Raw genomic sequence first — 26,970 nt, 5'->3', positions numbered from 1 at the left:
CCGGGGCTGTCCCCTTGATATATTGGATTCAAGGAGTTTTATGATGGAGTTCTATGGTGATTATCATACCCATTCCCGGCATAGCGATGGGCGGCAAAGTGAGGCAGATATTGCTGCGGCGGCGAGAAAGAGAGGTCTCAAAGAGGTAGCGATTACTGACCACGGTCCTCTGGCGGCGGTTATCGGGGTGGATAATGCCGGTGAATACTCAAAGATAAGAGAGAGGATAGACGAGGATTGCTGGGATAAGGAGGGACCGCGGGTTCTGCTCGGGGCTGAGGCCAATATTCGGGATTTGCAGGGAACTCTGGATATCCCTCCGAGCGTTATTGAGGATTTAGACCTGCTCATTGCCGGTATGCATCCCTATACTTTGCCAAGCACAATCAAGGATGGTTGGGATTTATTTGCTCGCAATTCGCTGCGTCATCTGGGGGCAGCGCAGCGGGAAAAGGCTATCAATGCCAATACCAAGGCATGTAAAGAGGCCATTTGCCAAAACCCGGATTTAGATATTTTGGCTCACCCGGGTCTTTTTTTTACGGTGGATGTCCAGGAAATAGCCGAGGCTTGTGCCCAGAAAGAGGTTTTGTTTGAAATAAATTGTGCTCATGAGCATCCCGATATTTCTGATATAATGGAAGCAGAACGGGCGGGGGCTTGCTTTATAGTAAACAGCGATTCCCATTTTGAAGAAACGGTGGGGGAGCTGGATTATGGTGCTAAGGTACTTGAACAGCTGAAGATTGACCCTGATAGGGTGGTAAACCTGGAAGCAGGGGGAGGTTATGCACAATGGGGGAAAAAAATGAAGAACTGCAGATACTCATAATTACTGGTTTATCTGGAGCCGGGAAAACCCAGGCCATAAATTGCCTGGAAGATGTCGGCTATTACTGTGTAGATAATCTTCCTCCGGCATTAATGTTTAAGTTTATTGAATTGAGCATGCAATCCGCAGGCATAAAAAAGGTGGCCCTGGTTATCGATGTTCGGGGAGGGGATTTCTTTCCGGATTTGTCTTTGGTACTTGAGGAACTGGAAGATAGCCAAATCAACTACCAGATTATTTTCCTGGAAGCTTCGGATGAGGTTCTGATTAGACGATTCAAAGAGTCCCGCCGCCGCCATCCCCTGGGCAGTTCCTCCCGGTTGCTGGAGGCCATCCAAGAGGAAAGAAGAATACTGCAGGAATTAAGAGGTAAAGCGCACTTCTTGATTGACACCTCCAATCTCAGTCCACGAGAACTTAAGGAAAAATTGGATCTTCGCTATAGCGAGAATGAATCGCTTCGTTTCTCGGCCAGCATAGTCTCTTTTGGTTATAAGCTGGGCCTGCCTATGGATTCCGACCTGGTAATCGATGTCCGTTTTTTGCCCAATCCCTTTTATGACCCGCTTATGCGAACTATGACGGGAAAAGACCCCATGGTAATAGATTATGTACTGGACTCATCGGTCACCAAATCCTTTACGCGGCGTTTTTTAAACCTCTTAAAATACCTTATTCCGTATTATATTAAAGAGGGCAAAACCAATCTGGCCCTTGCTATTGGATGTACGGGCGGACAGCACCGCTCGGTGGTTTTAGCGGATTATACCGGAAAACAGCTAGAGAAGATGGGATATAATGTAATCGTCAGGCATAGAGATATTGCAAAACACAAGACGGAGGAATAAATGATAGTAGTTGAGAAGGAAGCAAAAGTGGTGGTTATAGGTGGGGGGACGGGACTGTCTGTTCTGTTAAAAGGATTAAAAAACTACACTTCCCGCCTGACGGCTGTGGTAACGGTTAGCGATGATGGAGGAAGCTCCGGGCGCCTGCGGGCAGAGATGGGAGTCCTGCCACCTGGGGATATTCGTAATTGCCTGGTGGCCCTGGCGGAGACGGAGACGCTCATGGACAAAGTGTTTCAGCACCGTTTTAACCATCCGGGAAGTTTGAAGGGCCATAATCTGGGTAATTTGCTGCTGGTTGCCCTGACCGAAATAGCGGGGGATTTTATCTCCGCTATACAAGAAGTAAGCAAGGTACTGAAGGTTCGTGGCCGGGTATTGCCAGCCACTCTGGAACATGTGGCCCTGGGAGCTCGTATGAAAGACGGGATGTTGATATATGGTGAGACATCCATTAGGAACTATGGGGGAGAAATCGAGAGTTTATTTCTGGTACCGGAAAAATGCCTGCCGGTGCCGGATGCTCTGGAAGCCATTATGGAAGCTGACATAATAGTCCTCGGTCCTGGCAGTTTGTACAGCAGTATTATTCCTAATCTCCTGGTAGAAGGGATAGGCTTTGCCCTAGCAAGATCCAAAGCCCGGAAGGTCTATGTCAGCAATATCATGACCGAGCACGGGGAGACCGATAGTTTTACTGCTGCCGATCATCTGCGGGTGATAATGAGATACCTGCCAGAGTCCGTTGTTGAATACGTAATCGTCAACAATGGGGTTATTGATGAAGGGATATTGAAAAGATATCGAGGGGAGCAAGCGGTTCCGGTGCTTTCTAATCGTCCGGTAATTGAAGCTATGGGTATCAAGCTTATTGAGGCGGACCTGGTTTCTGATTCTGATCTGGCCTGGCATGACTCGGAGAAATTGGCTCGGGTTATTATGAACCTATGATGTGGTAAAGCTTGTATAAATATAATGCTCAGCAACCTTGAAAGCGATCGAAGGGAGCATCAGGAGTACCCGCAGGGTGCTGTATCCATGCTTCGCCAACGCTTGCTGGTATATTTATACAATCATTATGCAACAAAAGGCGTTTTGTAGCAGAGCCGTAATCGGGAAAAAGGAGCAGCTATGAGTTTTTCCAGTGATGTTAGAAATGAGCTGGCCCGGATTATTCCGGAGAAGGAATGTTGCCGCAAGGCAGAACTGGCAGCATTGCTGGCCATCAGTGGAGATCTTGTTGGAGGCGAAGATGGCCGGCGGGTTCTGCGAGTGCAAGCAGACAACGCAGCTACCGCCAGGAAAATCATTACCCTGCTCAAAGAGAATTATCAAGTACCATCAACGGTTAAGGCATTAGAACAAAAGAGATTTAAAAGGAAACGAATATATGAAGTCAATGTACTCCTGGACGGAGAAGATGAAGCCCTGAATAAAGAGTTGGAAGAGATTCTTCTTCTCCGGGAAAAGGAAACAACTTCAGTGCTTAACCGTTCGTTGCTGGGGCGGACATGCTGTAAGCGGGCTTATTTGCGGGGGATATTTTTAAGCCGTGGTTCCATTAATCGCCCCGAAGGAGAATACCATTTGGAATTGCTCTTGAATGATAGCCGTATGGCTCTTGCTGTTCAGAAAATGCTGGATAAATTTGCCCTGGAACCTGGGCTGGTGGAGAGAAAAAACTATTTGGTCGTTTATCTCAAAGAAAGTGAAAAAATCGTAGATTTTTTACGAGTGGTGGAGGCGAGTAGAGCCTTATTGAACTTTGAAAATGTCCGCATTATCAAATCTGTACGCAATAATGTCAACCGACAGGTCAATTGTGAAACAGCCAATCTTAGCAAAACCATTGATGCCTCGCTGCGGCAAATTGAACTGATTAGGAGACTGCTGGAAGAGCAAGGTTTAGAAATTCTCCCGGGAAACTTGCGGGATTTGGCGGAAATGAGGATGAGCTATAGTGATGCTAGTTTGAAGGAACTGGGAGCTTTATTGAACCCGCCCTTGAGCAAGTCCGGAGTGGCCTATCGGATGCGAAAACTGGAGGAAACGATAAAGGAGATACTGCAGGAAGATTAAACTTCCATTTTTGTAAAGCTATTATTGTGCAAGAAAGGCAGGATATTATCCGGCGGGTGGAGAATATTTTTTATAGTTTACTAAGGATAGGTTATTTTCAGGGGAGTATTTAAAGCATCGGAAGAAACTGCGGAGCAGTTTCAACACACCACTGCAGCGAGGAGGGGGATTAGAACCCGCCGCCTGTTTTGTTAATAGGAACCTGACCGCCTAAAGAAGCGGGAGATATATTTCACCTCATTATACTTAATTATAGATAGATATAGTACTAGAGAGATATAAGGGGAGACAAGAACATGAAATTAGTTCAGGATATTTCTATTCAGCAACAACAGAAGCTACTGATGACGCCTGAATTGCGTCAGGCTATTGCAATATTGCAGATGTCCACCCTGGAATTAAACGAGTATATTCAAAGAGAGTTAGAAGAGAACCCTTTTTTGGAGGAGAAAGAGTCTGAAGAAAATGTGGACTACGAAAAGGAGGCTGCTGATAACAGCGATAGTAAACTGGAAGATTGGCTTGAATATTACAATGACCGCGACATTGGCTTTTTAAGCAGAGAAGCAGAAGCAGAAAAATCCTTTGAAAACTTTTTTGCCCGGCGACCCAGCCTTTATGAACACCTTGAATTCCAACTGCGCTTGAGCTGCAAGAACCGGGATGAGTTGGCAATAGGGAACTATTTAATTGGCAGTATTGATAGGAATGGCTACCTGGGTATAGATTTGAAGGAACTGGCATCTCATTTGGAGGTTAGCCTGGAACAGGTAGAGGAAGTTCTGGAGATGGTTCATTCTTTTCATCCCCACGGTGTTGGGGCTCGGGACCTGCCGGAATGTCTTTTGCTGCAACTCAAGCATTATGGCAAGGAGAGTTTTCTGGCCCGGGTAATTATTGAACAGCACATGGATGACCTGGCCCGGGGCAGGCTAAATAAAATTGCTCAGTCCCTTTCGGTTCCAGTTCACCAGGTTCAGGAAATATCCGACTTAATCCGAACCCTGGATCCCCGGCCCGGATTGCAATACAGCAATATTGATGAAATCAAATATATAATTCCCGATGTATTTGTGGAAAAAGTAGAGGGTGAGTACATAGTAATTGTAAACGATTTCCATTTTCCGCGCTTGATGGTTAATCAACTTTATGGAAATATCCTGCGTCAGCCTGACTCCTTTCCTCAGGATGCCAAAAAATACCTGGAGGATAAAATGGGTTCAGCGATATGGCTTATCCGCAGTATAGAGCAGAGGCGTATGACTCTGTATAAAGTGGCCCGTTGTATTGTTGATGTACAAAGCGAATTCCTGGACAAAGGTATCGAGTTTTTAAAACCGCTTAATCTCCGGCAAGTGGCAACAATAGTTGATGTGCATGAATCAACGGTCAGCCGTGCCACTACCAACAAGTACATTCAAACTCCACAGGGCTTATTTGAATTGAAGTATTTTTTTGGGGCTGGTTTGGAGTCTTGTTATGGTGGAGAGAAGGTTTCCAGCAAGAGTATTAAACGCAAGGTAGAGGAGATTATTGCCGAGGAAGATAGCTTAAAGCCCTTGAGTGATGAAGCCATTGCCAAGCTCTTGAAGAAACGGGGTTATCGTATTTCTCGCCGAACCGTGACCAAATACCGTCAGGAAATGGGCATCCCGGCTACCACTGCACGCAAAAGGTTTTAGCAGGCAACAGAACCGTCCCCTTGCCTGCTTCAAAAACCCCGGTTACATCCGACCATGATTTGCCATCCGTGCTGAAAAAACCCTGTCCCGGCTCGGAACGGGTACGTAAAAGGTTTTAGTGTGAAAGGTGAGGAGTAAGGAGTGAGGGGTTAGGTATCAAAAGGGTCGTCCCCTTGACACCTCCCCTGACACCTTATTTTGACTTCTTAAGTCCTTCAATCATTAGGGGAAGAACTTTATAAAGGTCTCCTTGAATAGCATAGTCGGAGACAGCAAATATGGGAGCGTTTTCATCATTGTTTATGGAACAGATGATGCGAGCATCACGGATGCCGGTAATATGCTGAATCTGACCGGAAACCCCGATGCCGATATAAAGCTCCGGTTTAACCTGTATTCCCGAAAGGCCTATACAGCATTCTTCCGGCAGCCAATGCATTTCATCGGAAATAGGGCGGGTACAGCCTATTTCTGCCCCCAGTAAATCAGCCAGTTCCCGCACGAGGGAGAGGTCTTCTTCCTTTTCCACTCCCCGGCCCGCGCAGAGCAGGATTCTAGCCTCAGTAAGGGCAGCGGATTCATGGGTTCGGGTCTTTTTCCCCAGAATTTTTACTTTCGATGGAGGCGCAGGTGGCAGTTCCCGTATATTCCCTGTTCTTCCCTCCTGCACAGCAGCAGGGAAGAAGAGACGGGGAGGAATGGTGGCCATTTGGGGGCGGGTGGGTATAGCAACCCTTTGTACCGCTGCGCCGCCAAAGATAAGCCGCTCCATTATCAAACTCTGGTTGTCATTACTTGGCTTTAGAGAAATACAGTCACTGCACAAACCGGTGTTTAAACGGGCAGCAATTCGGGCTGCCAGCTCTTTTCCACGTAAAGAAGAACCGATAAGGAAAATATCAGGTTTTTCCTGTAAAGCTTCGGCGACTATTAGCGGAATACAAGCCATAAAATCCCCATCTTCGGTCAGGGGAGGGAGATAGAGTACCTCATCGGCACCACGGGCAATACAGTCATGGGCTTTTTCATCGTTCCCGGAATTATAGGGAAGGATAACCACGATTTTACCGGCCAGCTTTTGGGCCAGTTCCTTTCCCCCCTGTATTAGTTCGAGATTATGTTCGTAGTCTTCAGCAAAAATCCAAATTCCCGCCATCTATTTCACCCCCCGAGCAATTATTCCTTTGCTTTGAAGAGTATCCAGCAGAAGCGCGATATCTGCGGCTTCATCGCTTAGTTTCTGCCCGTTTCGTTCCATATTGGCTTTGAAGCTAGCCAGGACTTGCAGGCAGGGTGTAAAATCTCCGGACAGTTCATCTTTGACGATTTCGATTACTGGTTTTTTGGAAGCCGCCAGGGTATCTCTGAGTCCCGGTATTCGCGGAGAATTAATATCCGGCAATACCGTTAAGAGAGCAGGCAGGCTTAGCGAAACAGTTTCGATACCATCATCTACTTTGCGCTCGGCAATGAGCTGCTCCCCTGCCAATTCTATCTTGCTTACCATGGTAACGCATGGAATATCGAGAAGTTCAGCCAGGCGCGGGCCTACTTGCTGGGCATAAAGGTCGCTCGATCCCTCACCGCAGATGATCAGGTCATATTCTGTTTTTGCAGTGACGACATCAGCGAGAATAGCTGCGGTTTGCGCCGGCTCCAAATTCTCAAAAGAGGGGTCATTAATAAAATAGGCTTTTTCCGGGCCGCGGGAGAGGGCATCCTTAACTCCCTTGGTATCGTCAGGATGACCTACGGTAATGGCTGCCACGCTGCCGCCATATTTTTCATGGAGCTGCATGGCTGCTTCAATGGCATTGCGGTCATAGTCGCTCATTTTCTTATCAGCATATTCCAAATCCAGCTCCGGCGAGCTGTCGGTTCTTATATAGGCTTCGTCAACTACCCATTTATAACAAGCAATAATTCGGGGCATCAAAACACCTCGTTTCTTAATCCAGGCTCATAATCCCGGGCTTAACGCAAAAGATTACCTGCTATAACCATACGCTGGGCTTCTGAGGTACCCTCGTATATTTCGGTAATTTTGGCATCGCGCATCAGGCGCTCAACTTTCTGACCTTTAATATAACCGTAGCCCCCGTGGATCTGCACCGCTTTGGAAGTATGACGGGTAGACATTTCCGCAGCGAAAACCTTGGCCATGGCAGCTTCCTTGGTAAAAGGTTGTTTCTGGTCTTTTAAGAAAGCGGCATAGGAATAGAGGAAACGCGCGGCGGCAATATCGGTAGCCATGTCGGCAATCATCCACTGAATAGCCTGGTTTTTGGATATGGGTTTGCCAAACTGCACGCGCTGTTTGGAATAGCTTATGGACTCGTCCAGAGCAGCCTGGGTAATACCAACGGCCTGGGCGGCAATGCCGATACGGCCATGGTCAAAAGAGGACATAGCTATCTGCAACCCCTGCCCTTCTTTGCCCAGCAGGTCTTCTCGGGGAACCCGGCAGTCTTTCAAAATAATCTCCGAAGTCTGGGAAGCTCTTATGCCCATTTTATAAAAATGTTGTCCTACTTTAAGACCCGGATTATCCTTGGAGATAATAAAGGCGCTCAATCCTTTGCCTCCCAGGGATTTGTCAGTAAAGGCAAAAACCACAAAAGTATCAGCAACCGGGCCGTTGGAAGTAAAGGTTTTGATTCCGTTGAGCACATAGCTATCACCGTCCAAAGTGGCAGTGGTAGTAGCTGCTCCGACATCAGTGCCTGCTCCCGGTTCAGTCACCGCAAAAGCTCCTATGTGCTGGCCTTTGGCCAGGGGAACCAGGTATTTTTGCTTCTGTTCTTCATTCCCGAAATTGAAGATGGGGCCGCTGGCCAGGGAGGTGTGACAGGAGACGGTAAAACCGGTAGCCGCACAGGAACGGGATATTTCTTCGATTACCATGGCATAGCTGACATAATCCAAACCGGCTCCGCCGTACTCAACCGGATAAGGCATCCCCATCCAGCCGCCTGCCGCCAATTGCTCAATGACTTCAGCCGGGTAGCGACTGGACTCATCGATTTCCACCGCAATGGGGTCAAGGTACTTCTTGACCAGTTCTCTTATATTTTCCCTGATCAATTCCTGCTCTTCACTTAATTTAAAATCCACTAAAACCCAACTCCTTTCATTTTTGAATAAGTCAAGGAACGATGACTTACTCTAAACCAAAAACTGCCCTTGTAAGCATTGTAAAACCGGAAATATATGTTGTCAACCATTAGTTTGTACACCAATCATTTTTCTTTATTCGACAAAAAAAGCCCCGGATTAGTTGCCGGGGCTTAGTTTGTGCAGAAGTTCTTTAAGCGATTCGAATTGATTTTCATCCATTTGCCGCAAGGCCTTTTTGTTGGCATTGAGGATGGCCTGGGTCAAGGGTTCTTCGAGGTCCTGACCCTTTTCGGTCAGTAAGACTTGCAGGGCACGCCGATCTTTCGGATCAGCCTTTTTTTTAATCATTCCTTTTTGTTCCATACGATCGAGAATACCGGTGACGGTTGAACTGTCCAGATATAGGTGTTCTGCCAGTTGCTTTACGGTTTGACCGTTGTCTTTCCAAAGGCACTTGAGAACGGAATATTGTCCAGGGGTTACCCCGTAGGGCATTAGCTCGGCTTTAAAAAGTTGATGTACCGATTGTTGAGCCTTGGTAAGAACAAAATTCAGGCATTGGTCGAGTTCCATCTGCGCAACTTCCTTTCATTAGCAACCCAAACTGCTTCATATATGCAACGACAAAAGTAGGGCGGGGGCTTCGATATAGCAGTCGCTTTACCGTCTTAGAGAGTCAATCTCGTTTTCTTGAGAAGTTAAACGCTTATCCAGACGGCCAATATCAGACCAAACACCTTTTAAATCCCGCTTGATAACGTTAACATCTTTTTGTATTTTAGTTACCTGGGTTTCGAGTTTAGTTACCTGGGTTTCGAGTTTAGCTTGTCTAGCTTCCAATTTAGCCTGACCGGCTTCGAGTTTAGCTTGACCAGTTTCCAGTTTAGCCTGTCCCTCATCCAGTTTATCCAAGCGGCAATTTATTTGCGATAATTGTTCAATCACCAGATTCTGAAAATCAATATCTTTCAATTTAATATTCCCCCTTAGATTACCCTATTAATTATTTTACAATAGAATTCTGCTTTGGCTAGCTTTATTTTGGAAAATTCGGAAAGCCTTTGCAACAGGTAGATTTTTTCTAATGTGCATCATTTTATCCTATTGTGATATAATATTAAAAAAAGACTCTACTGCAAAAACCCCTTTTGTTGCATGAGGGTTGCATAAATATACAAAGCGAGCGTTGGCGAAGCATGGATGCAGCACCCTGCGGGTACTCCTGATGTTCCATCCTTCGGATGTCACTATTAAGGTTGCACCGGCGAAGGCGAGCAGGCGAAAGGGGGCGAGCGACAGGACGTCGCGAGAGCGCTATCACCCTGCGGGTACTCCTGGTGTTCCACCCTGCGGGTGTCACTATTAAGGTTGTGACCAGGATGGGAGGCGCGGCACCCCTTGAGCCACGAGACAAGCCGCAGGTGTTGCCCATGCGAAGCGCCCTGTCGGGCACAACTGATGCTCCCTTCGGTCGCTATTAAGGACGCTGGAGCGGTATATTTATGCAAGCTAATGCATATTTATAACTTTTTGCAGTGACATCAAAAAAGAATATTTCCTAAAAATATTTGTGCCTAATGGGACAATTTTGTCCCTAATATTAAATTGAGTCCCGGAATAAACTTGGAAAAGGATAGATTATGGATAGATTTTTTACCATCGTACAGCGTTTTGCTCCGGAAAGCCTGGAGATTATGGAAACAAGATATCGTTTGTTGCGACAGATACTTCACCACCAACCAGTGGGAAGAAGACAATTGGGTAAAGAGCTGGGACTTAGTGAGAGAATGGTAAGAAGTGAGATGGAACTGCTGAGATCAAGGGGGGCGGTTTATTTCACTGCTGCAGGCATCTGTCTGACGGCATATGGTGAAGAACTATTAGGTGATATAGATGAACTAATACCCTATATTTTTGACACACAAACTTTAGCTGAAAGAATTAAACAAATGTTTAATCTCAGAGAAGTTATTATTGTTCCAGGGGATTCGCAGGATGATTATTTGGCTAAACGGGATTTAGGCCGGGCCGCCGCCCGCTTTCTCAAGAGAAACTTGTATCCTGCTTGTACGGTAGCCGTAACCGGGGGAAGTACTTTGGCGGAAATGGCTACAGCTTTTGGTGATGGCATCAATGCCAGAGATGTTTTGGTAGTACCGGCCCGCGGTGGACTGGGGGAGGAAATGGAACAGCAGGCCGGGGTGATAGCCGCCCGGATTGCGGGAGCCATTGGTGCCCAATATCGTCTTTTACATATTCCTGATAACCTGGAGGAGAGTACGGTGGAGATATTGAAAAATGATGTACATATTAAGACCGTAGTTCAAGCCATAAAGAACAGTGATATTCTCCTGCATGGTATAGGCTCGGCTATGGAAATGGCTAACCGTAGAGGATTGGCTCCTGAGGAAATTGATTATTTGCAAGAAAAGAGGGCAATTGGAGAAGCTCTTCGATATTATTTTGATAAAAAGGGCAAAATAGTCTATGAAGTGCCGGGAATAGGGCTGGAATTCCCTGATTTGCAGAATATCGGAATTATCGCTGCGGTAGCTGGAGGAAAGAATAAAGCTGATGCCATCAAAGCCGTTTTGAGTCATCAGCATGAGAGTGTGTTAATAACCGACGAAGGAGCGGCAAGAAAAATTATAGAAGAAAACAATGGGAAGGATGATGGGTAATGGCAGTCAAGGTTGCGATCAACGGTTTTGGGCGTATCGGGAGGTTGGTAGGCCGGATTGCGTTGCAGAGAGAAGACGTAGAAATTGTGGCCGTCAACGGACTGGGAGATATTAAAACCAGCAGTCATCTTTTTAGATATGATTCGGTTCACGGAGAGTTCAAAGGACAGGTGGCAATTGATGGCGAGTATTTGCTTCTCAATGGACAAAAAATCAGGTATTTATCAGAAAAGGACCCCCGGCAACTACCCTGGAAAGAAATGGGGGCCGAGGTGGTGGTAGAAGCCAGTGGAGCCTTTCGTACCCGGGAAAAGGCCGCCCAGCACCTGCAGGCCGGGGCTAAAAAAGTAGTTATAACCGCACCCGGCAAAGGGGTGGAGTTGACCATGGTCATGGGAGTCAATCACGAGCAATACCGGCCGGAATACGATGTGGTATCAAATGCTTCCTGTACCACTAATTGCCTGGCTACCGTGGCCAAAGTGCTCTTGGATGAGTTTGGGATTAATAAAGGCTTGATTAATACGGTACATTCCTATACCAATGACCAGCGGGTTATAGATTTGGAGCATGATGATTTGCGCCGGGCCCGAGCGGCAGGGCTGTCCATGATTCCTACGACTACCGGAGCGGCCAGTGCCCTGGGCCTGGTCTTGCCTGAACTGGAGGGGAAACTGGATGGTTTGGCGGTAAGGGTTCCCACCCCGGATGTTTCTTTGTTGGATTTTACCCTGGAACTGGAGAAGCCGGCCACTGCTGAAGCAATTAATCAGGCCTTCAAGGCGGCCAGTGAGGGTTACCTGAAGGGCTATTTGCGTTATGAAGAAGAGCCGCTGGTTTCCATAGATTACCGCGGGGATGAACATTCCGCTATCGTAGATGGACCCTTGACCATGGTAATGGGTGATAGATTGGCCAAGGTTATTGCCTGGTATGATAATGAATGGGGTTATTCGGCCCGGGTGGTTGATATGGTATCCTATTTAGCGGCCAAAGGGCTATAACGAGTTGATTTGGAGGTATGTTGCTTGCGTAGTCTAAAAGAGCTCGAACTAAAAGGAAAAAGAGTTTTAATGCGGGTGGATTTCAATGTACCCACAGATAAAGAAGGCAATATTATTGACGATACCAAGATGAGGGCAGCACTCCCCAGTATTGAGCATGTACTGGCTCAAGGCGGGCGGCTTATTCTTATGAGCCACCTGGGTCGACCCCAGGGTAAGATAGATGAAAAATACAGCCTGAAAAAGCTGGCTTCCCATTTGGGAAAATTGCTGGCAGCACCGGTATACATGGCCCATGATTGTATTGGTCCGGAAGTAAGGGAGGCAGCAATGGGACTGCAGGATGGGGAAGTACTGCTTTTGGAAAACCTGCGTTTTCATGCGGAAGAAGAGCAGAATGCTCCCGCCTTTTCCCGGGAGCTGGCGTCCCTGGGTGATATTTATGTTAATGATGCTTTTGGCACAGCACACCGGGCTCATTCATCAACTGCCGGCATAGCTGATTATTTACCTTGCTATGCCGGGTTTTTGATGGAAAAAGAGGTGGAAATGCTGGAAAAGGTTCTGGAAAACCCGCAGAGCCCAAGGATGGCTATAATGGGTGGAGCCAAAGTAGCGGATAAACTGGGCCTGATTGGTAATCTTCTGCAAAAAATGGATGTAATACTTATTGGCGGGGGTATGGCCAATACCTTTTTAAAAGCCTTGGGAAAAACTATAGGAAAATCAATCTGCGAGGATAACTTGCTGGAACAGGCCCGGGGTTTGGTAGAAGAGGCCGAAAAGAAAAATGTGAATCTAATCCTGCCGCTGGATGCGGTCGTGGCCCCGGAATTATCAGCTGAGGCCCCGGGGCAAATCGTGGATATTGATCATGTTCCTGCGGAGATGATGATTCTGGACATAGGGCCGCAAAGCATAGAGCTTTTTAAAAAATATATTGCGAAGGCTTCGACCATTGTATGGAATGGTCCCCTGGGGGTGTATGAATACCCGAACTTTGCCCGGGGAACCGAGGAGATAACCCGTGCTATAGCTCGTTCTTCCGCGGTAAGCGTAATCGGTGGAGGAGACACGGCAGTAATAGTACATGATATGGGTTTGGAAGAAGGCATTACCCATATTTCCACCGGTGGGGGAGCTACCCTGGAGTTTCTGGAAGGAATAAGGCTTCCCGGAGTGGCTGCCTGCCAGGAGAAAGCATCCCGCGGAACAGGAGCCGAGTTGGGCCAGGGAGCGCCCTTGTGGGAAAAAAGTTAAAGGGAGGGGATTTTCTGCGCCGGAGATTAATTGCCGCTAATTGGAAAATGAATAAAAGTATCGGGGAGGCCGAAGATTTTGCCCGGGAGTTTTTGCAACTAATCCCGGATGCTAACAGTAACGAGCGACCGGAGATAGTGATTTGTCCTCCATTTACGGCTTTAAGTACATTAAGATTTATTATGGAAGGTTCCGGGATTAAACTGGGCGCCCAAAATGCCTTCTGGGAAGAAAAGGGAGCTTATACCGGGGAGATTTCCCCATCCATGCTCTTGGACGCCGCTTGCAGTTATGTGATTCTGGGGCATTCCGAACGGCGGCAGATAATGGGAGAAAGCAACAATATGATAAACCGTAAAGTCAAGGCCGCTGCGGAGGCAGGAATCACTCCCCTGCTCTGTGTGGGGGAAACCCTGCAGGAGAGGGAAAAAGATAGGGCCCGGGAAGTAGTGAAGGAGCAGCTTGCCAAATGCCTGAAGGATATCAAGCTCTCCGGGGAGAAACTGGTGGTAGCCTATGAACCGGTCTGGGCTATCGGTACCGGAGTTAACGCCAGCAGTGATGATGCCCAGGAGATGATTGCTTTTATCCGCAGCTGTCTGGAGAAAATCTATAGCCGGGAAGAAGCAGATTCGACCAGAATCTTATATGGAGGCAGTGTTAAAGAGGAAAATATCGCCGAAATTTTGGAAGAAGCGGATGTGGATGGGGCTTTGATAGGCGGGGCCAGCCTGCAGGCTGACTCTTTGGCCCGTATTGTGAGGTTGAGCAGCCATGCCTAAAAAACCGCTGGTTTTGATGATTCTCGATGGATGGGGCAACCGGGCAGCCTGTAGCGACAATGCTATCAGCTTGGCCAACCCCGTGCATTTTTGCCGTTTGCAAACAAAATACCCATCTACTCTTTTGGCCTGTTCCGGGAAGGATGTGGGCTTGCCGGACGGGCAAATGGGCAACTCCGAGGTGGGGCACCTGAACATAGGTTCAGGCCGCATCGTATTCCAGGAGATAAGCCGCATCAGCAATGCTATTGAAGATGGCTCCTTTTTTTCCAATCCGCTTTTTTTAGCAGCCATTAATTCTGCTCGTGCGAAAAAGGGAGCCGTTCACCTTATGGGCTTATTATCAGATGGAGGGGTACATAGCCACAGCGAGCATATTTATGCCTTGCTGCGCCTGTGCCAGATGCAAGAGGTGGAAAAAGTATTCGTGCATGCCTTTCTTGATGGCCGGGATGTGGGGCCCCAAACGGCAGGCAAGTATATTGCGGAACTGGAGAAAGAAATGCGGCGGCTCGGAGTGGGAAAGATGGCCACTCTGGGCGGCAGGTTTTATGGCATGGACCGGGATAAGCATTGGGATAGGATAGAAAAAGCCTATAATGCCATGGTTTTAGGGGAAGGCCGGAAGGCCCCCAATGCTTTTGCCGCTCTGCAGAACAGTTATGAAGCCAGGTTAAGCGATGAATTCATGGAACCGGCAGTGATAATAGATGAAAAGGGCGAGCCTTTAGGATTAATAAAGGACGGGGACAGCATAATATTTTTTAATTTCCGGGCGGACCGGGCGCGGCAAATAAGCCGGGCTTTCACAGACAGAGAACTGCATTCCTTTAAGAGAAAAGTCCGGCCCGAGGTTTTCTTTGTTTGCCTGACCCAGTATGATGCTACTATCGAGGCCCCGGTTGCCTTCCCCCCGCAGAATCTGGAGAATACCCTGGGGGAGGTGTTGGCCGCCGCCGGTCTAAAGCAGTTGCGCATCGCCGAGACGGAAAAATATGCCCATGTCACTTTTTTCTTCAATGGTGGTGTGGAAACAGCCAACCCGGGGGAAGATAGAATTTTAATACCTTCGCCCGCAGTGGCCACTTACAACCTGCAGCCGGAAATGAGTGCCCCGGAAGTAAGCAAAAGGGTTATTCGGGAAATAGAGCGGGATTTCTATGATGTAGTAATAATGAATTATGCCAATCCCGATATGGTCGGCCATACCGGTATATTGGAAGCCGCCGTCAAGGCAGTTAAAGCTGTGGATGAATGTATGATAGAGGTGGTAAGGCTGGTGCGGGAGAAAGGGGGGATAACTCTGATAACGGCAGACCACGGCAATTGTGAGATGATGGTTTGTCCGCAAACAGGGAATCCCTTTACGGCTCATACTTGCGAAAAGGTACCTTTTATTCTGGTTTCAAATGAACATATCGATTGCCAGCTGCGGGATGATGCTATTTTATCGGATATTGCCCCTACCATCTTGGAGCTTTTAGATTTGCCGGTTCCGGCAGAAATGACCGGGAAAACTATTTTAAGAGGGTGAGGCTTGAGGGGTAAGCTGTGAGGGGTAAGGTATGAGGGCATAAAATAGTAACATAGGAGGAAGGGAAGCGAAAAGATGAGTACCATAGTAGATGTATTTGCGCGCGAAGTATTGGATTCCCGCGGGAATCCCACCGTAGAAGTGGAGGTAATTCTGGAAGATGGGACTATGGGACGAGCCGTAGTGCCATCGGGTGCCTCTACCGGAGCCCATGAAGCCGTAGAACTGCGGGACGGCGACAGCAAAAGATACCTGGGCAAAGGGGTATTGCAGGCGGTAGACAATGTGAATATGATAATTGCGCCGGAAGTCATCGGCATGGATGCCACTGCGCAGATCGATATAGACCAACTGATGATTGATCTGGATGATACACCGAACAAAGCTAAATTAGGGGCCAATGCCATAATGGGGGTGTCGCTGGCTGTCGCCCGGGCCGCCGCTACTCACCTGGCTATTCCGCTGTATCAATACATCGGCGGGGTAAACGCCCGGGAGATTCCGGTACCTATGATGAATATATTAAATGGCGGTAAACATGCGGACAATAATGTGGATATCCAGGAATTCATGATTGTTCCCAGCGGAGCGCCTAATTTTGCCGAAGGCTTGCGTATGGGGGTAGAAGTCTACCACAGCCTGAAAAAGGTTTTAAACAATAAGGGACTAGGCAGCGGAGTTGGCGATGAGGGAGGATTCGCGCCCAACCTGCCCTCCAATGAGGCCGCCCTGGACCTGATCCTGGAAGCCATTGCCGCTGCGGGATACCAGGCGGGAAGTGATATTAACCTGGCCCTGGATGTTGCCGCCACCGAACTGTTCCAAGATGGCAAATATCACCTGGCCAGCAGCGGGCAGGTATTGTCTTCCTCCGAAATGGTCGATTTCTATGCCCAAATGATGGAAAAATACCCGGTTATATCCCTGGAAGACGGCCTGGCGGAGGATGATTGGGCAGGCTGGAAACAGCTTACTGAGCGTCTGGGCTCTAAAATACAACTGGTGGGTGACGATCTCTTTGTTACCAATTGCCAGAGATTGGCGCGGGGGATAGAAGAGGGAGTTTGCAACAGTATTCTCATTAAGGTGAACCAGATCGGCACCTTAAGCGAAACCCTGAATACTATTGAAATGGCCAGGAGAGCCGGCTATACTTGTGTAATATCGCATCGCTCGGGGGAGACGGAGGATTCTACCATTGCCGATATTGCCGTGGCCACCAATGCCGGGCAGATCAAGACCGGTGCTCCGGCTCGTACTGACCGGGTAGCCAAGTATAACCAACTGTTGCGGATCGAGGAGGAACTGGATGTCTTCGCTGTATACCGGGGCATAAAGGCTTTTAAACGCTAGCAGAGAAGTCGTGACGGAAGACAGAAGGCGGAAATCGGAGGGTGGAATGGCCTGGCACTCAGCTATATTGATTGGATAATAAAAGGGTGGTTAGTAAGAAAATATGGTTTCTGACGCAGGGGGACGCTGATTTTTATGATTAATGCTGATTCTTTTTTAAAATAACTTAACTTAACTATATTCAGGACTACCCGCAGGGTAATGCTTCGTCAACGGCTCGCTTTGTATATTTATGCAACCCTTATGCAAATAAAAGGGGTTTTGCAGTAGAGTTAAGGATATATTTGCAAAAGGACAGCTTGTTTTTTCACAACTCCTTGTGATAAAATAATAGCCAGTTCTTAAGGATGCCGAATTAATTGGAGGTGTACCCGTGTTAAAAACTATTATCCTGATCCTGCAAGTAATCTGCGCTCTGGGGCTGATTGCCACCGTTCTTCTGCAGTCGGGAAAGAGTGCTGGTCTTTCGGGAAGTATAGCCGGAGCCGGTGAGACCATTTTTGGCGGGAAGAAAAAAGGCTTGGACGACCTGTTGGCCAAAATAACCGCCTATGTTGCCGTATTGTTTATGATTTTGACTCTGACTCTGGCGATAATGAACCAGTAGGACAGGAATAATAAAATAGAGGGCAGCAAAGCAGCAGGTGAGGGATTCTTACCTGCTTTTTCTTATTGCAAAACTTGAGGTGGAAAGGGCAGAGGAGGTAATAATCAGCTATGTATAAACAAGCTCAGCCTTTTTTTCTTAAAGGGGATAGCCGGGTGGCCTTGCTCTTTATCCACGGCTTTACCGCTTCACCTTCCGAGCTCTATCCGGTTGCGGAATTGCTGCATGAGCTCTGTGCTTGCAGCATAAGCGGCTTGCTCTTGCCGGGTCATGGAAGCAGGCCGGAGGATTTGAACCTTTGCCGCTGGCAGGACTGGTTTGCCGCCGTAAAAAAAGCGTTATTGGATTTGCAGGAGGAATATGCCCAAGTTTTCGCGGTGGGTCTTTCCATGGGAGGACTGCTGGCACTGTACTCCGGACTTCATGTACCAGGCGTCTGTGGGGTATCATCCATAAACGCCCCCGTTTTTCAACGCTCCACCCGGACGACCGCCCTGGCTCCTCTTATCAGAATATTCCGGCCTTACTGGCCCAAGCAGGAGCAGGGACGACAGCGGCAACTGGAAGCAGAGGGGAGGTTTGCCTACGACTGCTTTCCCCTGCGGGCTTTTCAGAGTATGATGGAATTGCGAAATCAGGTGGTGCGGGAGCTGGGGGATTTGAGAGTTCCTGTGCTTATAATGCAGTCGCAAAATGATGAAGTGGTGAAAAGCGAAAGCGGCAGGTATTTGGCCGCACAGCTTCGCCATAGGGAGGCAAGGCTGGTGGAATTAGAGAATTCCGAACATGTTGCTACCATGGGTCCGGAGAAGGAGAAAATTGCCCGCGAATTGGCCGAGTTTATAACGAGATGAAGACCTGCCAAGCCTGCCCATGCGAAGCGCCCTGTCGGGTACAACTGATGCTCCCTACGGTCGCTATTAATGGAGCTGAGCGGTATATTTATACAACCAATGAACACTAATAGCCTTTTGCCGTAGAACCCCTCATGGCCGGGGGCCACAACCACCGATGAAAAGTGATTTAGTAAGAGCTTGAATGGTAAGATGTTGCAGGGAATAAACTAAACCCCTCACCCCTTACCTTTCACTCCTCACTTTTCGTGCTAATCATAAGATGAATTTAATGAAATTAGCTTTGAGAAAGGAGATAAGAAATATGCAAAGAGAGGAAGCCCTGGAATTACTGAAAACGCACCTGCATAATGAAAATCTCTTCCATCATTCCCTGGCGGTTGAAGCCATAATGCGGGGTTTGGCGGAAAGCTTGGGTGAAGATGTGGAAAAATTCGCCCTGGCTGGGCTGCTGCATGATATTGATTATGATATTACGGTAGACGATCTGGAAAAGCATTCGCTGTTGGGTGCTCAAATCCTGGAGGAAAACGGCCTGCCTGCGGATGTGGTCTACGCGGTGAAGGTACATAATGAAAGGCACGGTTTGAAGCGCCTGAGCCTGTTGGACCGAGCCCTTTATGCTGCCGATCCGGTAAGCGGCTTCATAACTGCGGCGGCACTGGTAAGGCCGGACAAGAAACTTGCGGAAGTGCAGCTCAAATCACTGAAGAAGCGCTTCAAGGAAAAAGCCTTTGCCCGGGGAGCCAGCCGGGAGCAGATGGCTAGCTGCTCCGAGCTGGGATTGGAGTTGGATGAGTTTCTAAGCATAGCCCTGGAAAGCTGTAAAAAGATTGCCCCGCAGCTGGGACTCTAATTAATAAAACGCTCAAGATTTTTAACTTATATTAGGGTGGGGAATAATAGCAGTAAAAGAGAGATAAGCTGGCTGTTTGTGAGAGTTCTGCACCTGGCCGTTCCAAATTTGGTATTATTAGAATTTTACGCCGGCTCGGGAGGGAAGGCGGTGCAGAATTCAGGAAAAAAAGCAGGATTATCGAGTCGGCAACTTTAGAAAAAACCACCAGGAGGAATAAATGAATATATGATAAATAGGGATAGCATACTTGAATGTATGCATAAAGAAAGCTATAAGCCATTGAGTTACCATGAATTAAAAGAGGTTTTTGGCATCAAAGATGGCGATGATGAAATTAAATTCAGCAAGATCGTGGGGAAGCTGGAGAAAGAGGGAGAAATCGTCAAGACCAGGGCACGAAAATTTGGCCTGCCGGAAATGATGAACCTGGTCAAAGGGATAATCCATATCAGCAAAAAGGGCTTTGGCGTGCTGGTACCGGAAAAAGCAGGCATTGAAGAGGTATTTGTTTATGGCAAGAAACTCAACGGGGCTATGCATAATGACCGGGTGATGGTAAGGATACAGGAAAAGGGATATAACGGCCAGCGGCCGGAGGGCACGGTTATCAGAATCCTGGCCCGCAACACCCGGGAACTGGTAGGGACCTTTACCAAAGGCCGGCACCTGCTGCAGGTGGTTCCGGATGATTCCCGGCAGATTTACCCTATCTATGTTAAAGCCTCGCGTAAATGGAAAGCCAAAGAAGGAGACAAGGTATTGGTCAGGATCAGCTCCTGGCCTGAACGGGACAAGGTGGCCGAGGGTAAAATCGTGGAAGTGTTGGGACGCAAGGGAGAGGCGGGTGTTGATCTTAAAGTTTTGGCCAAAAAACATGGCCTGCGCCTGGAATTTCCTGATAATGTGCTTGAAGAAGCCCGGTCCGTGGCTGTGGCGGTCGCGGCGGAAGAGATATCCCGGCGCCGGGACTTGCGGGACTGGCGCATGGTAACCATTGACGGTGAAGATGCCAAAGACCTGGATGATGCTGTTTCCATTGAAAAAACATTAGAAGGTTACAAGCTGGGGGTGCATATCGCTGATGTCTCCCATTATGTTAAAGAAGACAGCAAATTGGACCGGGAAGCCTTTAAGCGCGGCACCAGTGTTTACCTGATAGATAAAGTTCTGCCCATGCTGCCGGTGGAATTATCCAACAATATCTGCAGTCTCAATCCTCAGGTCGAGCGCCTGGCTATAAGCTGTATAATGGATATTGATTCCCGGGGGCAGGTAGTGGATTATGAGGTTTGCAAGTCGGTAATCCAGATAAATGAACGCATGACTTACAGTGAGGTAAACCGTATTCTGGCCGATAATTCCCCGGCCTTAAAGGAGCGATACGGGGAACTGGTAGAGGATTTCTTCCTGATGAAAGAACTATCTGATATCCTGCGCCGTTCCCGCTTAAATCGGGGGATGCTGGATTTTGATTTCCCCGAAAGCAAGGTGATAGTAGACGAAGAGGGTTTTCCCCTGGAAGTCAAACGGACTGAGCGCGGTCCGGGTGAAATGCTGATAGAAGATTTTATGATAAAAGCCAATGAAGTGGTAGCGGAACACCTGCATAATCTGGGACTTCCCGCCTTGTATCGGGTCCATGAAAAACCGGATGAAGAAGCTATTGGCGAGTTAAACAAGGTGTTGGCGGTATTTGGGCATAAGATAAAAGGACATAAAGTCAGCCCCATGCTTTTTCAAGAGATACTGGCCGACATTAAGGGCCGGCCGGAGGAGCAAATGATTTCCTTGATGATTTTACGCTCCATGAAACATGCTTCCTATCTGCCTGAGCCCCGGGGTCATTTTGGTCTGGCTTCCCCCTACTACTGCCATTTTACCAGTCCTATCCGGCGTTATCCCGACCTTATAGTTCACCGGGTGCTCAGCAGCCTTTTGGATGGGGGTATGACTGCCCGTAAGAAGAGCAGCCTGGAAAAGAAGATGACAATTTACGGAGAACAATCCAGCCTGCAGGAGATGAAAGCCGAGGAGGCGGAAAGAGAGCTCCTGGATGTGAAAAAGGCCCAGTATATGTCCCAGTTTGTTGGTGATGAATTCTCAGCTCGCATCTCTTCCGTGCAAGCCTTTGGTTTTTTCGTAGCCCTGGAAAACACGGTTGAGGGCCTGGTGCATATCTCCAGCATAGCTGATGATTACTATTTGTTCAGCGATCGTACTTACACCCTGCGTGGCCGGCATAGCGGGAGAAAATTTGCTATCGGCGATAGCGTTCGGGTGCAACTGGTTAGAGTGGATGTGGATGAAGGCAAGATCGATTTTGAATTGCTCCAGGATGAGTAAAAGCGTTTCACCTCCCATAGCTACTAACTCGCTTTTCCTCCCGGCACTCAGAAACGATAATGCTTAATAGACATATCGAGGTTTGGCTGAGTGCCAGGGAGTGTGTCCACAAGTCCGTCCCCCTGTCATTCAGACTCGGGTAACATTGACGTAGCGATGAATCTGAGCTATAATAAGAGCGTAGGCAATAGAAAAACCCTGGTCTCAGCAACAGCTTTTGGCCCGAGACGAGGGTTTGTTTCATCTATAATAGCTTGAGGTGTGAAAGATGGGCAAGAAGGGCAAAGGGATTAAGTCGGTGGTAGATAACCGCCGCGCCCGCTACGAATATCATATCAAAGAAAACCTGGAAGCCGGTCTGGTACTGGTGGGGACCGAGGTCAAATCACTGCGCATGGGCAAGGCCAACCTGCGTGATGCCTATGCTGTGGTCAAAGATGGAGAGATCTGGGTCAACAATTTCCACATCAGTCCCTATGACAAAGGCAACCAGTTCAACCATGATCCTCTGCGGCCCAAAAAGCTCCTTTTGCACCGGCGGGAAATAAACCGCCTGCATGCTTTACAGAGGGAAAAAGGCCTGACCCTGATTCCCTTGAAGATTTACTTCAAAGAAGGCCGGGCTAAAATGGATCTGGCGGTAGCAGTAGGGAAAAAACTCTATGACAAGCGCGAGGATATAGCCAGCCGCGATGCCCGGCGCGATATGGAACGCAGCCTAAAAGAGAGGAACCGTGCTTAGGGTTAAGCTGGGGAAAAGAAATAGCACCCGCAGGGCGCAAGTTCAAAACTTACAACTTAAATGTTTATCACCGTTGACAATATAAACGACAGGGTTTATTATGGCTTTTGCAGTCAGTATTAATTAATATGGGGGCGTACTGGTTTCGACGGGGGATAAGATGGGTTGAGCAGCGAGCCGAGTTGTCGCCAGCTCGTTAAAAAGGTGAAAACTTAAATTAACTGCAGAAGATAATTTTGCACTAGCCGCTTAAGCGGCTCGTCCGGCCAGGTTTCCTAACGGCCTGGTGCAGGGCGTCACTTAGTTAGGGTACCCTGAAGCCTTCTTTCTCGAGGGGCTTTATGGGGAAAACAATCGGGGATAGCTTGATGGGAGCCTGTCCGCGGGCGCCCGGATGGCGAAGCTCAAAACACGGACTGCGCTCGGAGATACTCAGCTGGTCTTTCTTGCGGACGGGGGTTCGATTCCCCCCGCCTCCACCAGATTATCTACCATCTATTGATAAAAAGTGTTTTATCGGTGGGTGGTTTTTATATTGCTTGAAAAGTTGGTATTTCAGCCGTTCCTGCGTTTTAGCAGAGCGGCTTTCTCGATTTCTGGTGGGTTATTCTCTTTTGATAAGGGGAAATCCTTCCACTTATTGTCATCGCGCCAGGAGGTAATCGTTGAACTTTAGCAGGGTGTGTGCAAAGGGGGTGTGCATTTTCCAGAGGGGTGTGCAAACAGTCAAGCCCGGTCATTGGAAAAGAAAAAGCCTACAAAGCCGAAGCCATGTACGCTTTTTGAGGATTCCTTTAAAGCACCTATCATACTTCCGTGCCATCTTTAAAGCGAAAGTGCAACTTGCCGTCCTTGGTGACAGTGACTGTATCGACTGCTACCGCCCAAAGTCGCTCGTCAAACTCCTCGACCACGGACGGGCTGCTTTCCAGTTCGCGGATGAAGGTTCCAAGTGATAAGCTTTTAGCCTGCCGCTCTCGCTTCATTTCTTCTAATTGGTTGAAACGTTCCGTTGCTTTACGGTGGCGTTCCCAATAGCGGTTGTTGCGTTCATTAAACTCTTCCTGGTTTTGGGCGATACGGGCGTTCTCATAAACGGCCTTTCGCAACAATTCAGCTACCACATCGATTTCCCGCTGGAGTCCTTTTAGTTCAGCATCAATCTCTATGCAATCGCATAAGACTTCTTGGGCAAGGCGGCAGTTGGTGAGAACCTCATCCCGATCACTCATCAGTATGTTAAATGCTTTCAGAAAACGCTGCTTAATTTCATCTTCTGTAATATGAGGTGTTGAACAAGGTTTATCGTTTTTGTACTTCTCATTACACCGCCATACCGTGCGCCGATACTTAGTGTTGGAACCCCAGACCTTGGAACCGTAAAAACCGCCGCACTCGCCGCAAATTATTTTTGCTGAGAAAGGGCTGTGGCAACTGACTGGCCTACCGATTTTTTTACGCCGTTCCATTTCAAGCTGCACCGCATCAAATTCGTCCGGCTCAATAATGGCAGGATGGCTATTCTGAACATAGTATTGGGGAACTTCACCCTCGTTGACTTTGGTGGTTTTGGTGAGAAAATCCACCGTGAAGCTTTTTTGCAGCAGAGCATCACCCTTGTATTTCTCGTTTGTCAGAATGCTTATCACTGTCGCCACTTGCCAGGTTTTTTTCCCGGCTGGAGATGGGATGCCCAGATTGCCAAGATGCTTAGCGATGGCTGAAGGCGTTTTACCCTCAAGAAACATTCTGTAAATCAGCCGCACTGTTTCCGCTTCCTTTTCAACGATTTTAGGTAAACCATCCTCACCCTTTTCGTAGCCAAGGAAATGACGATAAGGCATGCTTACTTTCCCATCAGCCATACGTTTGCGTTGGCCCCAGGTTACATTTTCAGAAATTGAACGGCTTTCTTCCTGCGCCAGGCTGGACATAATGGTGATTAAAAGCTCCCCCTTACTGTCCAGCGTGTAAATGTTCTCCTTTTCGAAATAAACCTCAACGCCTTTTTCTTTTAGCTGGCGAACCGTAACCAGAGAGTCAACTGTATTTCTCGCAAAGCGGCTGACTGATTTAGTAACAATCAGATCAATTTTCCCGTCCAGTGCGTCGGCAACCATCTGCTTAAACCCATCGCGCTTTTTGGTATTAGTGGCACTGATACCTTCATCGGTGTAGATTCCGGCAAATATCCAATCAGCACGTTCGTTGATGTATTTGGTGTAGTAGTCTACCTGGGCTTCGTAGCTGGTAAGCTGTTCCTCAGAATCTGTTGAAACACGAGCATATGCAGCTACTTTTTTTCTTGCGGCCACACCAGTCGTTTCCGGTGTAAAGCGGTTTATGGTTGGTGGTATGACAGTAACGGCTCGAGCGGGTTTCATTTCAAATCTCCCCTTTGATATGCAAGCGTCCTTTCCCGCGCCTGCTGTTTCTTTTTGTCGTCCCAGCTAGATTTGCGTGACCGGTCTTGCCAGGCGGCTTCAACTTTATGACCGTCTTGAAAAATATAAATTACCTTGTTTGCTTGCGGCACCTGCAGCTGCTTAATCTGGGATCGGAAAACCACCTCATCAAATTCCGCCAGGCCCAACACTTCAGCGGTCAGCGACAATAAGATTGGTTCCGGGATTTGCTTCGCTGGGCAGGCGTCCTTACCGTAATTGACGAAGGTGGAACAGTTCCACGCTGCATGCCCCTTGTAGGTTACCCGCCGGTAGTTCTTGCCGCAGCGGGGGCAGAAGATTAAGCCTGAAAATGGGTAATGGTTGGCCGGGTTTTGCCTGACATTTCTGTTCTCCCGGCGAAGAGCCATGATTTCCTGCGCCATTTGAAAGGTGAGAGGGTCTATAATCGGCTGATGTGTTCCTTCGGCATAGTACTTTGGCAGGGTTCCCCGGTTATAAACCAGCTTCTTTGACAAGTGGTCGGCTACATACTTTTTCTGAAGCAGCGCGTTGCCAGAATATTTCTCGTTATTTAGGATGGCCAGGACCCGCTTTGCTGTCCACTGTCTGCCGCTGAACGTTCGCGCACCCATTTCCCGTAGTCTGGCAGCAATCCGATCGCAACCCAGGCCTTTTATGTAATCGGCGTAGATCATTCGAACGATTTCGGCCTGTTCCTGATCGATTTCAATTTGACCATTGTTGATCCGATACCCGTACATGAAACGCAGGTTTACAATCTCACCTTGCTGGAACCGCTTGCGAATCCTCCACTTACAGTTCTCACTAACCGAACGGCTTTCCTCCTGAGCATAGGATGCGAGGATGGTTAGCATAAGTTCGCCATCCCCACTCATGGAGTGAATATTCTGCTCCTCAAAATAAACGTCAACACCGAGCAGTTTTAGCTCTCGCACTGTTTCAAGCAGTGTTACCGTGTTGCGGGCAAAACGTGATATCGATTTTGTAATGATCAGGTCAATCTTGCCATCTTTGCAGTCAGCAATTAGACGCTGAAATTCCGGGCGAGTGTCTTTGGTTCCTGTCAGTGCCTCATCGGCGTATACACCAGCATATTCCCAATCCGAGCGCTGCTGAATGAGTTTGCTGTAGTAGCTGACTTGAGCTGCCAGAGATTGTAACATCGCATCTTTTCCGGATGATACGCGGGCATAGGCGGCAACCCGTAATCTAGCAGGGATTGGTGGCACCGAAGGGGATATTTTCGTAACTATCTTTTCCATAATGACCTCCTTTCGCTATGACATATTCGCTCCAAAAGCCCATATTATCAAGTGTTTTGGCGATATATGCTGCGCTCGGAAAGCCCGTATTTTTGAGCGATAGTTGCCTCAATTTTAATCAATTCATCTTCTCGGATAATGCCTGCTGCAAGCCATCTATTGAAAACTGCCATGGTAGCCGTATAGTAGATGACTGCTAATGTCTTACTACTCATGCCGCACCGCCTTCGACCTGCCGTAGCAAGCGCGGGAGCAGTATTTTCGCTCTCGTTTGCCATACGCTTCAAAGGACTGGCCACAAGTCTGACAAGTAAATGACCGGATGGTTTTGTGTTTAACGTCCTCTGGATGGGCATTCCACCATGCCATACGGCACTTGTCCGAACAGAACCGTTTCTGCTTCTTCCCGATGGTCTGATTAAGCGGCACTCTGCACTCGCAGCAAAATGTACCGTCCACAGAGTCAGACATTATAGTAGCATTTCCGCCCAGATTGTTTCTGCGACAGTAAGACTTCACCGTGTTTATCGATAAACCTAAGGTATCGGCTATTTTGGTGTAACTCTTACCTTCGGCGCGAAGAAGAGCAATCCGCTCTTTTTGCAAGCCGTTCATATCGGTTCCTCCCTTCGAAGGGCATGAATCGTTCCCTCACAATCCACAGGACAACGAAGGGCGGTTTGAGTACCAGTAGCTTAGGGT

General features: G+C 48.1%; 24 protein-coding genes and 1 other RNA gene. 17 read left to right on the top strand and 8 right to left on the bottom strand.

All coding sequences use genetic code 11. The annotated features are described in order from the left end of the window. Positions 1–40: 40 nt before the first annotated feature. The 5 genes from AWB54_RS00625 to rpoN all read left to right on the top strand — a co-directional run bounded on the left by AWB54_RS00625 (position 41) and on the right by rpoN (position 5,441). A complete protein-coding gene (locus AWB54_RS00625) occupies positions 41–832 on the top strand; it encodes a PHP domain-containing protein (RefSeq protein WP_082735928.1) in 792 nt (263 codons plus the stop codon). After that, the gene (gene rapZ / locus AWB54_RS00620) at positions 796–1,680 is read left to right on the top strand and encodes an RNase adapter RapZ (RefSeq protein ID WP_061212712.1); all 885 of its coding nucleotides are present in this window, start codon (positions 796–798) and stop codon (positions 1,678–1,680) included. The genes AWB54_RS00625 and rapZ overlap by 37 nt, the downstream gene beginning before the upstream one ends. Continuing rightward, entirely contained in the window at positions 1,681–2,631 is a 951-nt protein-coding gene (locus AWB54_RS00615) for a gluconeogenesis factor YvcK family protein (RefSeq protein WP_061212711.1), read from the top strand. 180 nt (positions 2,632–2,811) lie between these two features. Beyond that, on the top strand, positions 2,812–3,759 hold the full coding sequence (gene whiA, locus AWB54_RS00610) for a DNA-binding protein WhiA (protein ID WP_061212710.1): 948 nt from the start codon (positions 2,812–2,814) through the stop codon (positions 3,757–3,759). A gap of 296 nt (positions 3,760–4,055) precedes the next feature. Then, positions 4,056–5,441, top strand: a complete 1,386-nt coding sequence (gene rpoN / locus AWB54_RS00605) for an RNA polymerase factor sigma-54 (RefSeq protein WP_061212709.1) — start codon at positions 4,056–4,058, stop codon at positions 5,439–5,441. Between the two features lie 193 nt (positions 5,442–5,634). Here rpoN and AWB54_RS00600 read toward each other — a convergent pair whose 3' ends face one another. From AWB54_RS00600 to AWB54_RS00580, 5 genes are all read right to left on the bottom strand, one after another. Then, positions 5,635–6,597 carry an electron transfer flavoprotein subunit alpha/FixB family protein gene (locus tag AWB54_RS00600; protein WP_061212708.1) on the bottom strand — a complete coding sequence of 321 codons (963 nt, stop codon included), beginning with the start codon at positions 6,595–6,597 and terminating at the stop codon, positions 5,635–5,637. After that, positions 6,598–7,374 carry an electron transfer flavoprotein subunit beta/FixA family protein gene (locus tag AWB54_RS00595; protein WP_061212707.1) on the bottom strand — a complete coding sequence of 259 codons (777 nt, stop codon included), beginning with the start codon at positions 7,372–7,374 and terminating at the stop codon, positions 6,598–6,600. A 41-nt stretch (positions 7,375–7,415) separates the two neighbouring features. Beyond that, a complete protein-coding gene (locus AWB54_RS00590) occupies positions 7,416–8,555 on the bottom strand; it encodes an acyl-CoA dehydrogenase (RefSeq protein WP_061212706.1) in 1,140 nt (379 codons plus the stop codon). A 159-nt stretch (positions 8,556–8,714) separates the two neighbouring features. Continuing rightward, positions 8,715–9,131 carry a MarR family winged helix-turn-helix transcriptional regulator gene (locus AWB54_RS00585; RefSeq protein WP_061212705.1) on the bottom strand — a complete coding sequence of 139 codons (417 nt, stop codon included), beginning with the start codon at positions 9,129–9,131 and terminating at the stop codon, positions 8,715–8,717. A gap of 87 nt (positions 9,132–9,218) precedes the next feature. Next, a complete protein-coding gene (locus AWB54_RS00580) occupies positions 9,219–9,530 on the bottom strand; it encodes a hypothetical protein (protein WP_061212704.1) in 312 nt (103 codons plus the stop codon). A gap of 668 nt (positions 9,531–10,198) precedes the next feature. Between AWB54_RS00580 and AWB54_RS00575 the strand changes: the two genes are divergently transcribed. The 12 genes from AWB54_RS00575 to ssrA all read left to right on the top strand — a co-directional run bounded on the left by AWB54_RS00575 (position 10,199) and on the right by ssrA (position 23,059). Then, positions 10,199–11,239 (top strand): sugar-binding transcriptional regulator, encoded by a 1,041-nt coding sequence (locus AWB54_RS00575; RefSeq protein WP_061212703.1) that lies wholly within the window; start codon positions 10,199–10,201, stop codon positions 11,237–11,239. Beyond that, a complete protein-coding gene (gene gap / locus AWB54_RS00570; RefSeq protein WP_061212702.1) occupies positions 11,239–12,243 on the top strand; it encodes a type I glyceraldehyde-3-phosphate dehydrogenase in 1,005 nt (334 codons plus the stop codon). The genes AWB54_RS00575 and gap overlap by 1 nt, the downstream gene beginning before the upstream one ends. A gap of 24 nt (positions 12,244–12,267) precedes the next feature. Then, positions 12,268–13,503, top strand: a complete 1,236-nt coding sequence (locus AWB54_RS00565; protein ID WP_082735927.1) for a phosphoglycerate kinase — start codon at positions 12,268–12,270, stop codon at positions 13,501–13,503. Continuing rightward, positions 13,488–14,285 (top strand): triose-phosphate isomerase, encoded by a 798-nt coding sequence (tpiA, locus tag AWB54_RS00560; protein WP_082735926.1) that lies wholly within the window; start codon positions 13,488–13,490, stop codon positions 14,283–14,285. The genes AWB54_RS00565 and tpiA overlap by 16 nt, the downstream gene beginning before the upstream one ends. Continuing rightward, a complete protein-coding gene (gpmI, locus tag AWB54_RS00555; protein ID WP_061212701.1) occupies positions 14,278–15,819 on the top strand; it encodes a 2,3-bisphosphoglycerate-independent phosphoglycerate mutase in 1,542 nt (513 codons plus the stop codon). The genes tpiA and gpmI overlap by 8 nt, the downstream gene beginning before the upstream one ends. 75 nt (positions 15,820–15,894) lie before the next feature. Then, positions 15,895–17,172 (top strand): phosphopyruvate hydratase, encoded by a 1,278-nt coding sequence (gene eno, locus AWB54_RS00550; protein ID WP_061212700.1) that lies wholly within the window; start codon positions 15,895–15,897, stop codon positions 17,170–17,172. Positions 17,173–17,545: 373 nt separating this feature from the next. Then, positions 17,546–17,779, top strand: coding sequence for a preprotein translocase subunit SecG (gene secG / locus AWB54_RS00545; protein WP_061212699.1), 234 nt, complete (start codon positions 17,546–17,548; stop codon positions 17,777–17,779). Positions 17,780–17,889: 110 nt separating this feature from the next. Next, complete coding sequence (locus tag AWB54_RS00540; protein WP_061212698.1) at positions 17,890–18,633, top strand: alpha/beta hydrolase; 744 nt, start codon at positions 17,890–17,892, stop codon at positions 18,631–18,633. Positions 18,634–18,904: 271 nt separating this feature from the next. Then, positions 18,905–19,489 (top strand): HD domain-containing protein, encoded by a 585-nt coding sequence (locus tag AWB54_RS00535; RefSeq protein WP_268873627.1) that lies wholly within the window; start codon positions 18,905–18,907, stop codon positions 19,487–19,489. 228 nt (positions 19,490–19,717) lie between these two features. Beyond that, the gene (gene rnr, locus AWB54_RS00530) at positions 19,718–21,835 is read left to right on the top strand and encodes a ribonuclease R (RefSeq protein WP_061212696.1); all 2,118 of its coding nucleotides are present in this window, start codon (positions 19,718–19,720) and stop codon (positions 21,833–21,835) included. Positions 21,836–22,103: 268 nt separating this feature from the next. Next, positions 22,104–22,577, top strand: a complete 474-nt coding sequence (smpB, locus tag AWB54_RS00525; protein WP_061212695.1) for an SsrA-binding protein SmpB — start codon at positions 22,104–22,106, stop codon at positions 22,575–22,577. Between the two features lie 130 nt (positions 22,578–22,707). Further along, positions 22,708–23,059, top strand: a transfer-messenger RNA (tmRNA) gene (gene ssrA, locus AWB54_RS00520). Between the two features lie 324 nt (positions 23,060–23,383). Here the strand turns inward: ssrA and AWB54_RS00515 are convergent. Genes AWB54_RS00515 through AWB54_RS15840 form a run of 3 tightly spaced genes read right to left on the bottom strand, consistent with a single transcriptional unit; the run spans position 23,384 to position 26,483 of the window. Further along, positions 23,384–24,961: a recombinase family protein gene (locus tag AWB54_RS00515; RefSeq protein ID WP_061212694.1), complete on the bottom strand. Its 1,578-nt coding sequence runs from the start codon at positions 24,959–24,961 to the stop codon at positions 23,384–23,386. After that, entirely contained in the window at positions 24,958–26,268 is a 1,311-nt protein-coding gene (locus AWB54_RS00510; protein ID WP_061212693.1) for a recombinase family protein, read from the bottom strand. The genes AWB54_RS00515 and AWB54_RS00510 overlap by 4 nt, the downstream gene beginning before the upstream one ends. Before the next feature lie 47 nt (positions 26,269–26,315). Next, positions 26,316–26,483, bottom strand: a complete 168-nt coding sequence (locus AWB54_RS15840) for an SHOCT domain-containing protein (protein WP_160328883.1) — start codon at positions 26,481–26,483, stop codon at positions 26,316–26,318. Positions 26,484–26,970: the final 487 nt, after the last annotated feature.

Origin of the sequence: Syntrophomonas wolfei subsp. methylbutyratica (assembly GCF_001570625.1) — a bacterium.
Lineage (GTDB): Bacteria > Bacillota > Syntrophomonadia > Syntrophomonadales > Syntrophomonadaceae > Syntrophomonas > Syntrophomonas methylbutyratica.
The sequence above is the reverse complement of the archived record's forward strand: the minus strand, read 5'-3'. Positions and strand labels throughout refer to the sequence as shown.

Excerpts from the sequence above, each read along its gene's own strand:
- AWB54_RS00625 (WP_082735928.1), top strand. The coding sequence starts at position 41 with ATGATGGAGTTCTATGGTGATTATCATACCCATTCCCGGCATAGCGAT.
- rapZ (WP_061212712.1), top strand. The coding sequence starts at position 796 with ATGGGGGAAAAAAATGAAGAACTGCAGATACTCATAATTACTGGTTTA.
- AWB54_RS00615 (WP_061212711.1), top strand. The coding sequence starts at position 1,681 with ATGATAGTAGTTGAGAAGGAAGCAAAAGTGGTGGTTATAGGTGGGGGG.
- whiA (WP_061212710.1), top strand. The coding sequence starts at position 2,812 with ATGAGTTTTTCCAGTGATGTTAGAAATGAGCTGGCCCGGATTATTCCG.
- rpoN (WP_061212709.1), top strand. The coding sequence starts at position 4,056 with ATGAAATTAGTTCAGGATATTTCTATTCAGCAACAACAGAAGCTACTG.
- AWB54_RS00600 (WP_061212708.1), bottom strand. The coding sequence starts at position 6,597 with ATGGCGGGAATTTGGATTTTTGCTGAAGACTACGAACATAATCTCGAA.
- AWB54_RS00595 (WP_061212707.1), bottom strand. The coding sequence starts at position 7,374 with ATGCCCCGAATTATTGCTTGTTATAAATGGGTAGTTGACGAAGCCTAT.
- AWB54_RS00585 (WP_061212705.1), bottom strand. The coding sequence starts at position 9,131 with ATGGAACTCGACCAATGCCTGAATTTTGTTCTTACCAAGGCTCAACAA.
- AWB54_RS00575 (WP_061212703.1), top strand. The coding sequence starts at position 10,199 with ATGGATAGATTTTTTACCATCGTACAGCGTTTTGCTCCGGAAAGCCTG.
- gap (WP_061212702.1), top strand. The coding sequence starts at position 11,239 with ATGGCAGTCAAGGTTGCGATCAACGGTTTTGGGCGTATCGGGAGGTTG.
- gpmI (WP_061212701.1), top strand. The coding sequence starts at position 14,278 with ATGCCTAAAAAACCGCTGGTTTTGATGATTCTCGATGGATGGGGCAAC.
- eno (WP_061212700.1), top strand. The coding sequence starts at position 15,895 with ATGAGTACCATAGTAGATGTATTTGCGCGCGAAGTATTGGATTCCCGC.
- AWB54_RS00540 (WP_061212698.1), top strand. The coding sequence starts at position 17,890 with ATGTATAAACAAGCTCAGCCTTTTTTTCTTAAAGGGGATAGCCGGGTG.
- AWB54_RS00535 (WP_268873627.1), top strand. The coding sequence starts at position 18,905 with ATGAAATTAGCTTTGAGAAAGGAGATAAGAAATATGCAAAGAGAGGAA.
- rnr (WP_061212696.1), top strand. The coding sequence starts at position 19,718 with ATGATAAATAGGGATAGCATACTTGAATGTATGCATAAAGAAAGCTAT.
- smpB (WP_061212695.1), top strand. The coding sequence starts at position 22,104 with ATGGGCAAGAAGGGCAAAGGGATTAAGTCGGTGGTAGATAACCGCCGC.
- AWB54_RS00515 (WP_061212694.1), bottom strand. The coding sequence starts at position 24,961 with ATGAAACCCGCTCGAGCCGTTACTGTCATACCACCAACCATAAACCGC.
- AWB54_RS00510 (WP_061212693.1), bottom strand. The coding sequence starts at position 26,268 with ATGGAAAAGATAGTTACGAAAATATCCCCTTCGGTGCCACCAATCCCT.
- AWB54_RS15840 (WP_160328883.1), bottom strand. The coding sequence starts at position 26,483 with ATGAGTAGTAAGACATTAGCAGTCATCTACTATACGGCTACCATGGCA.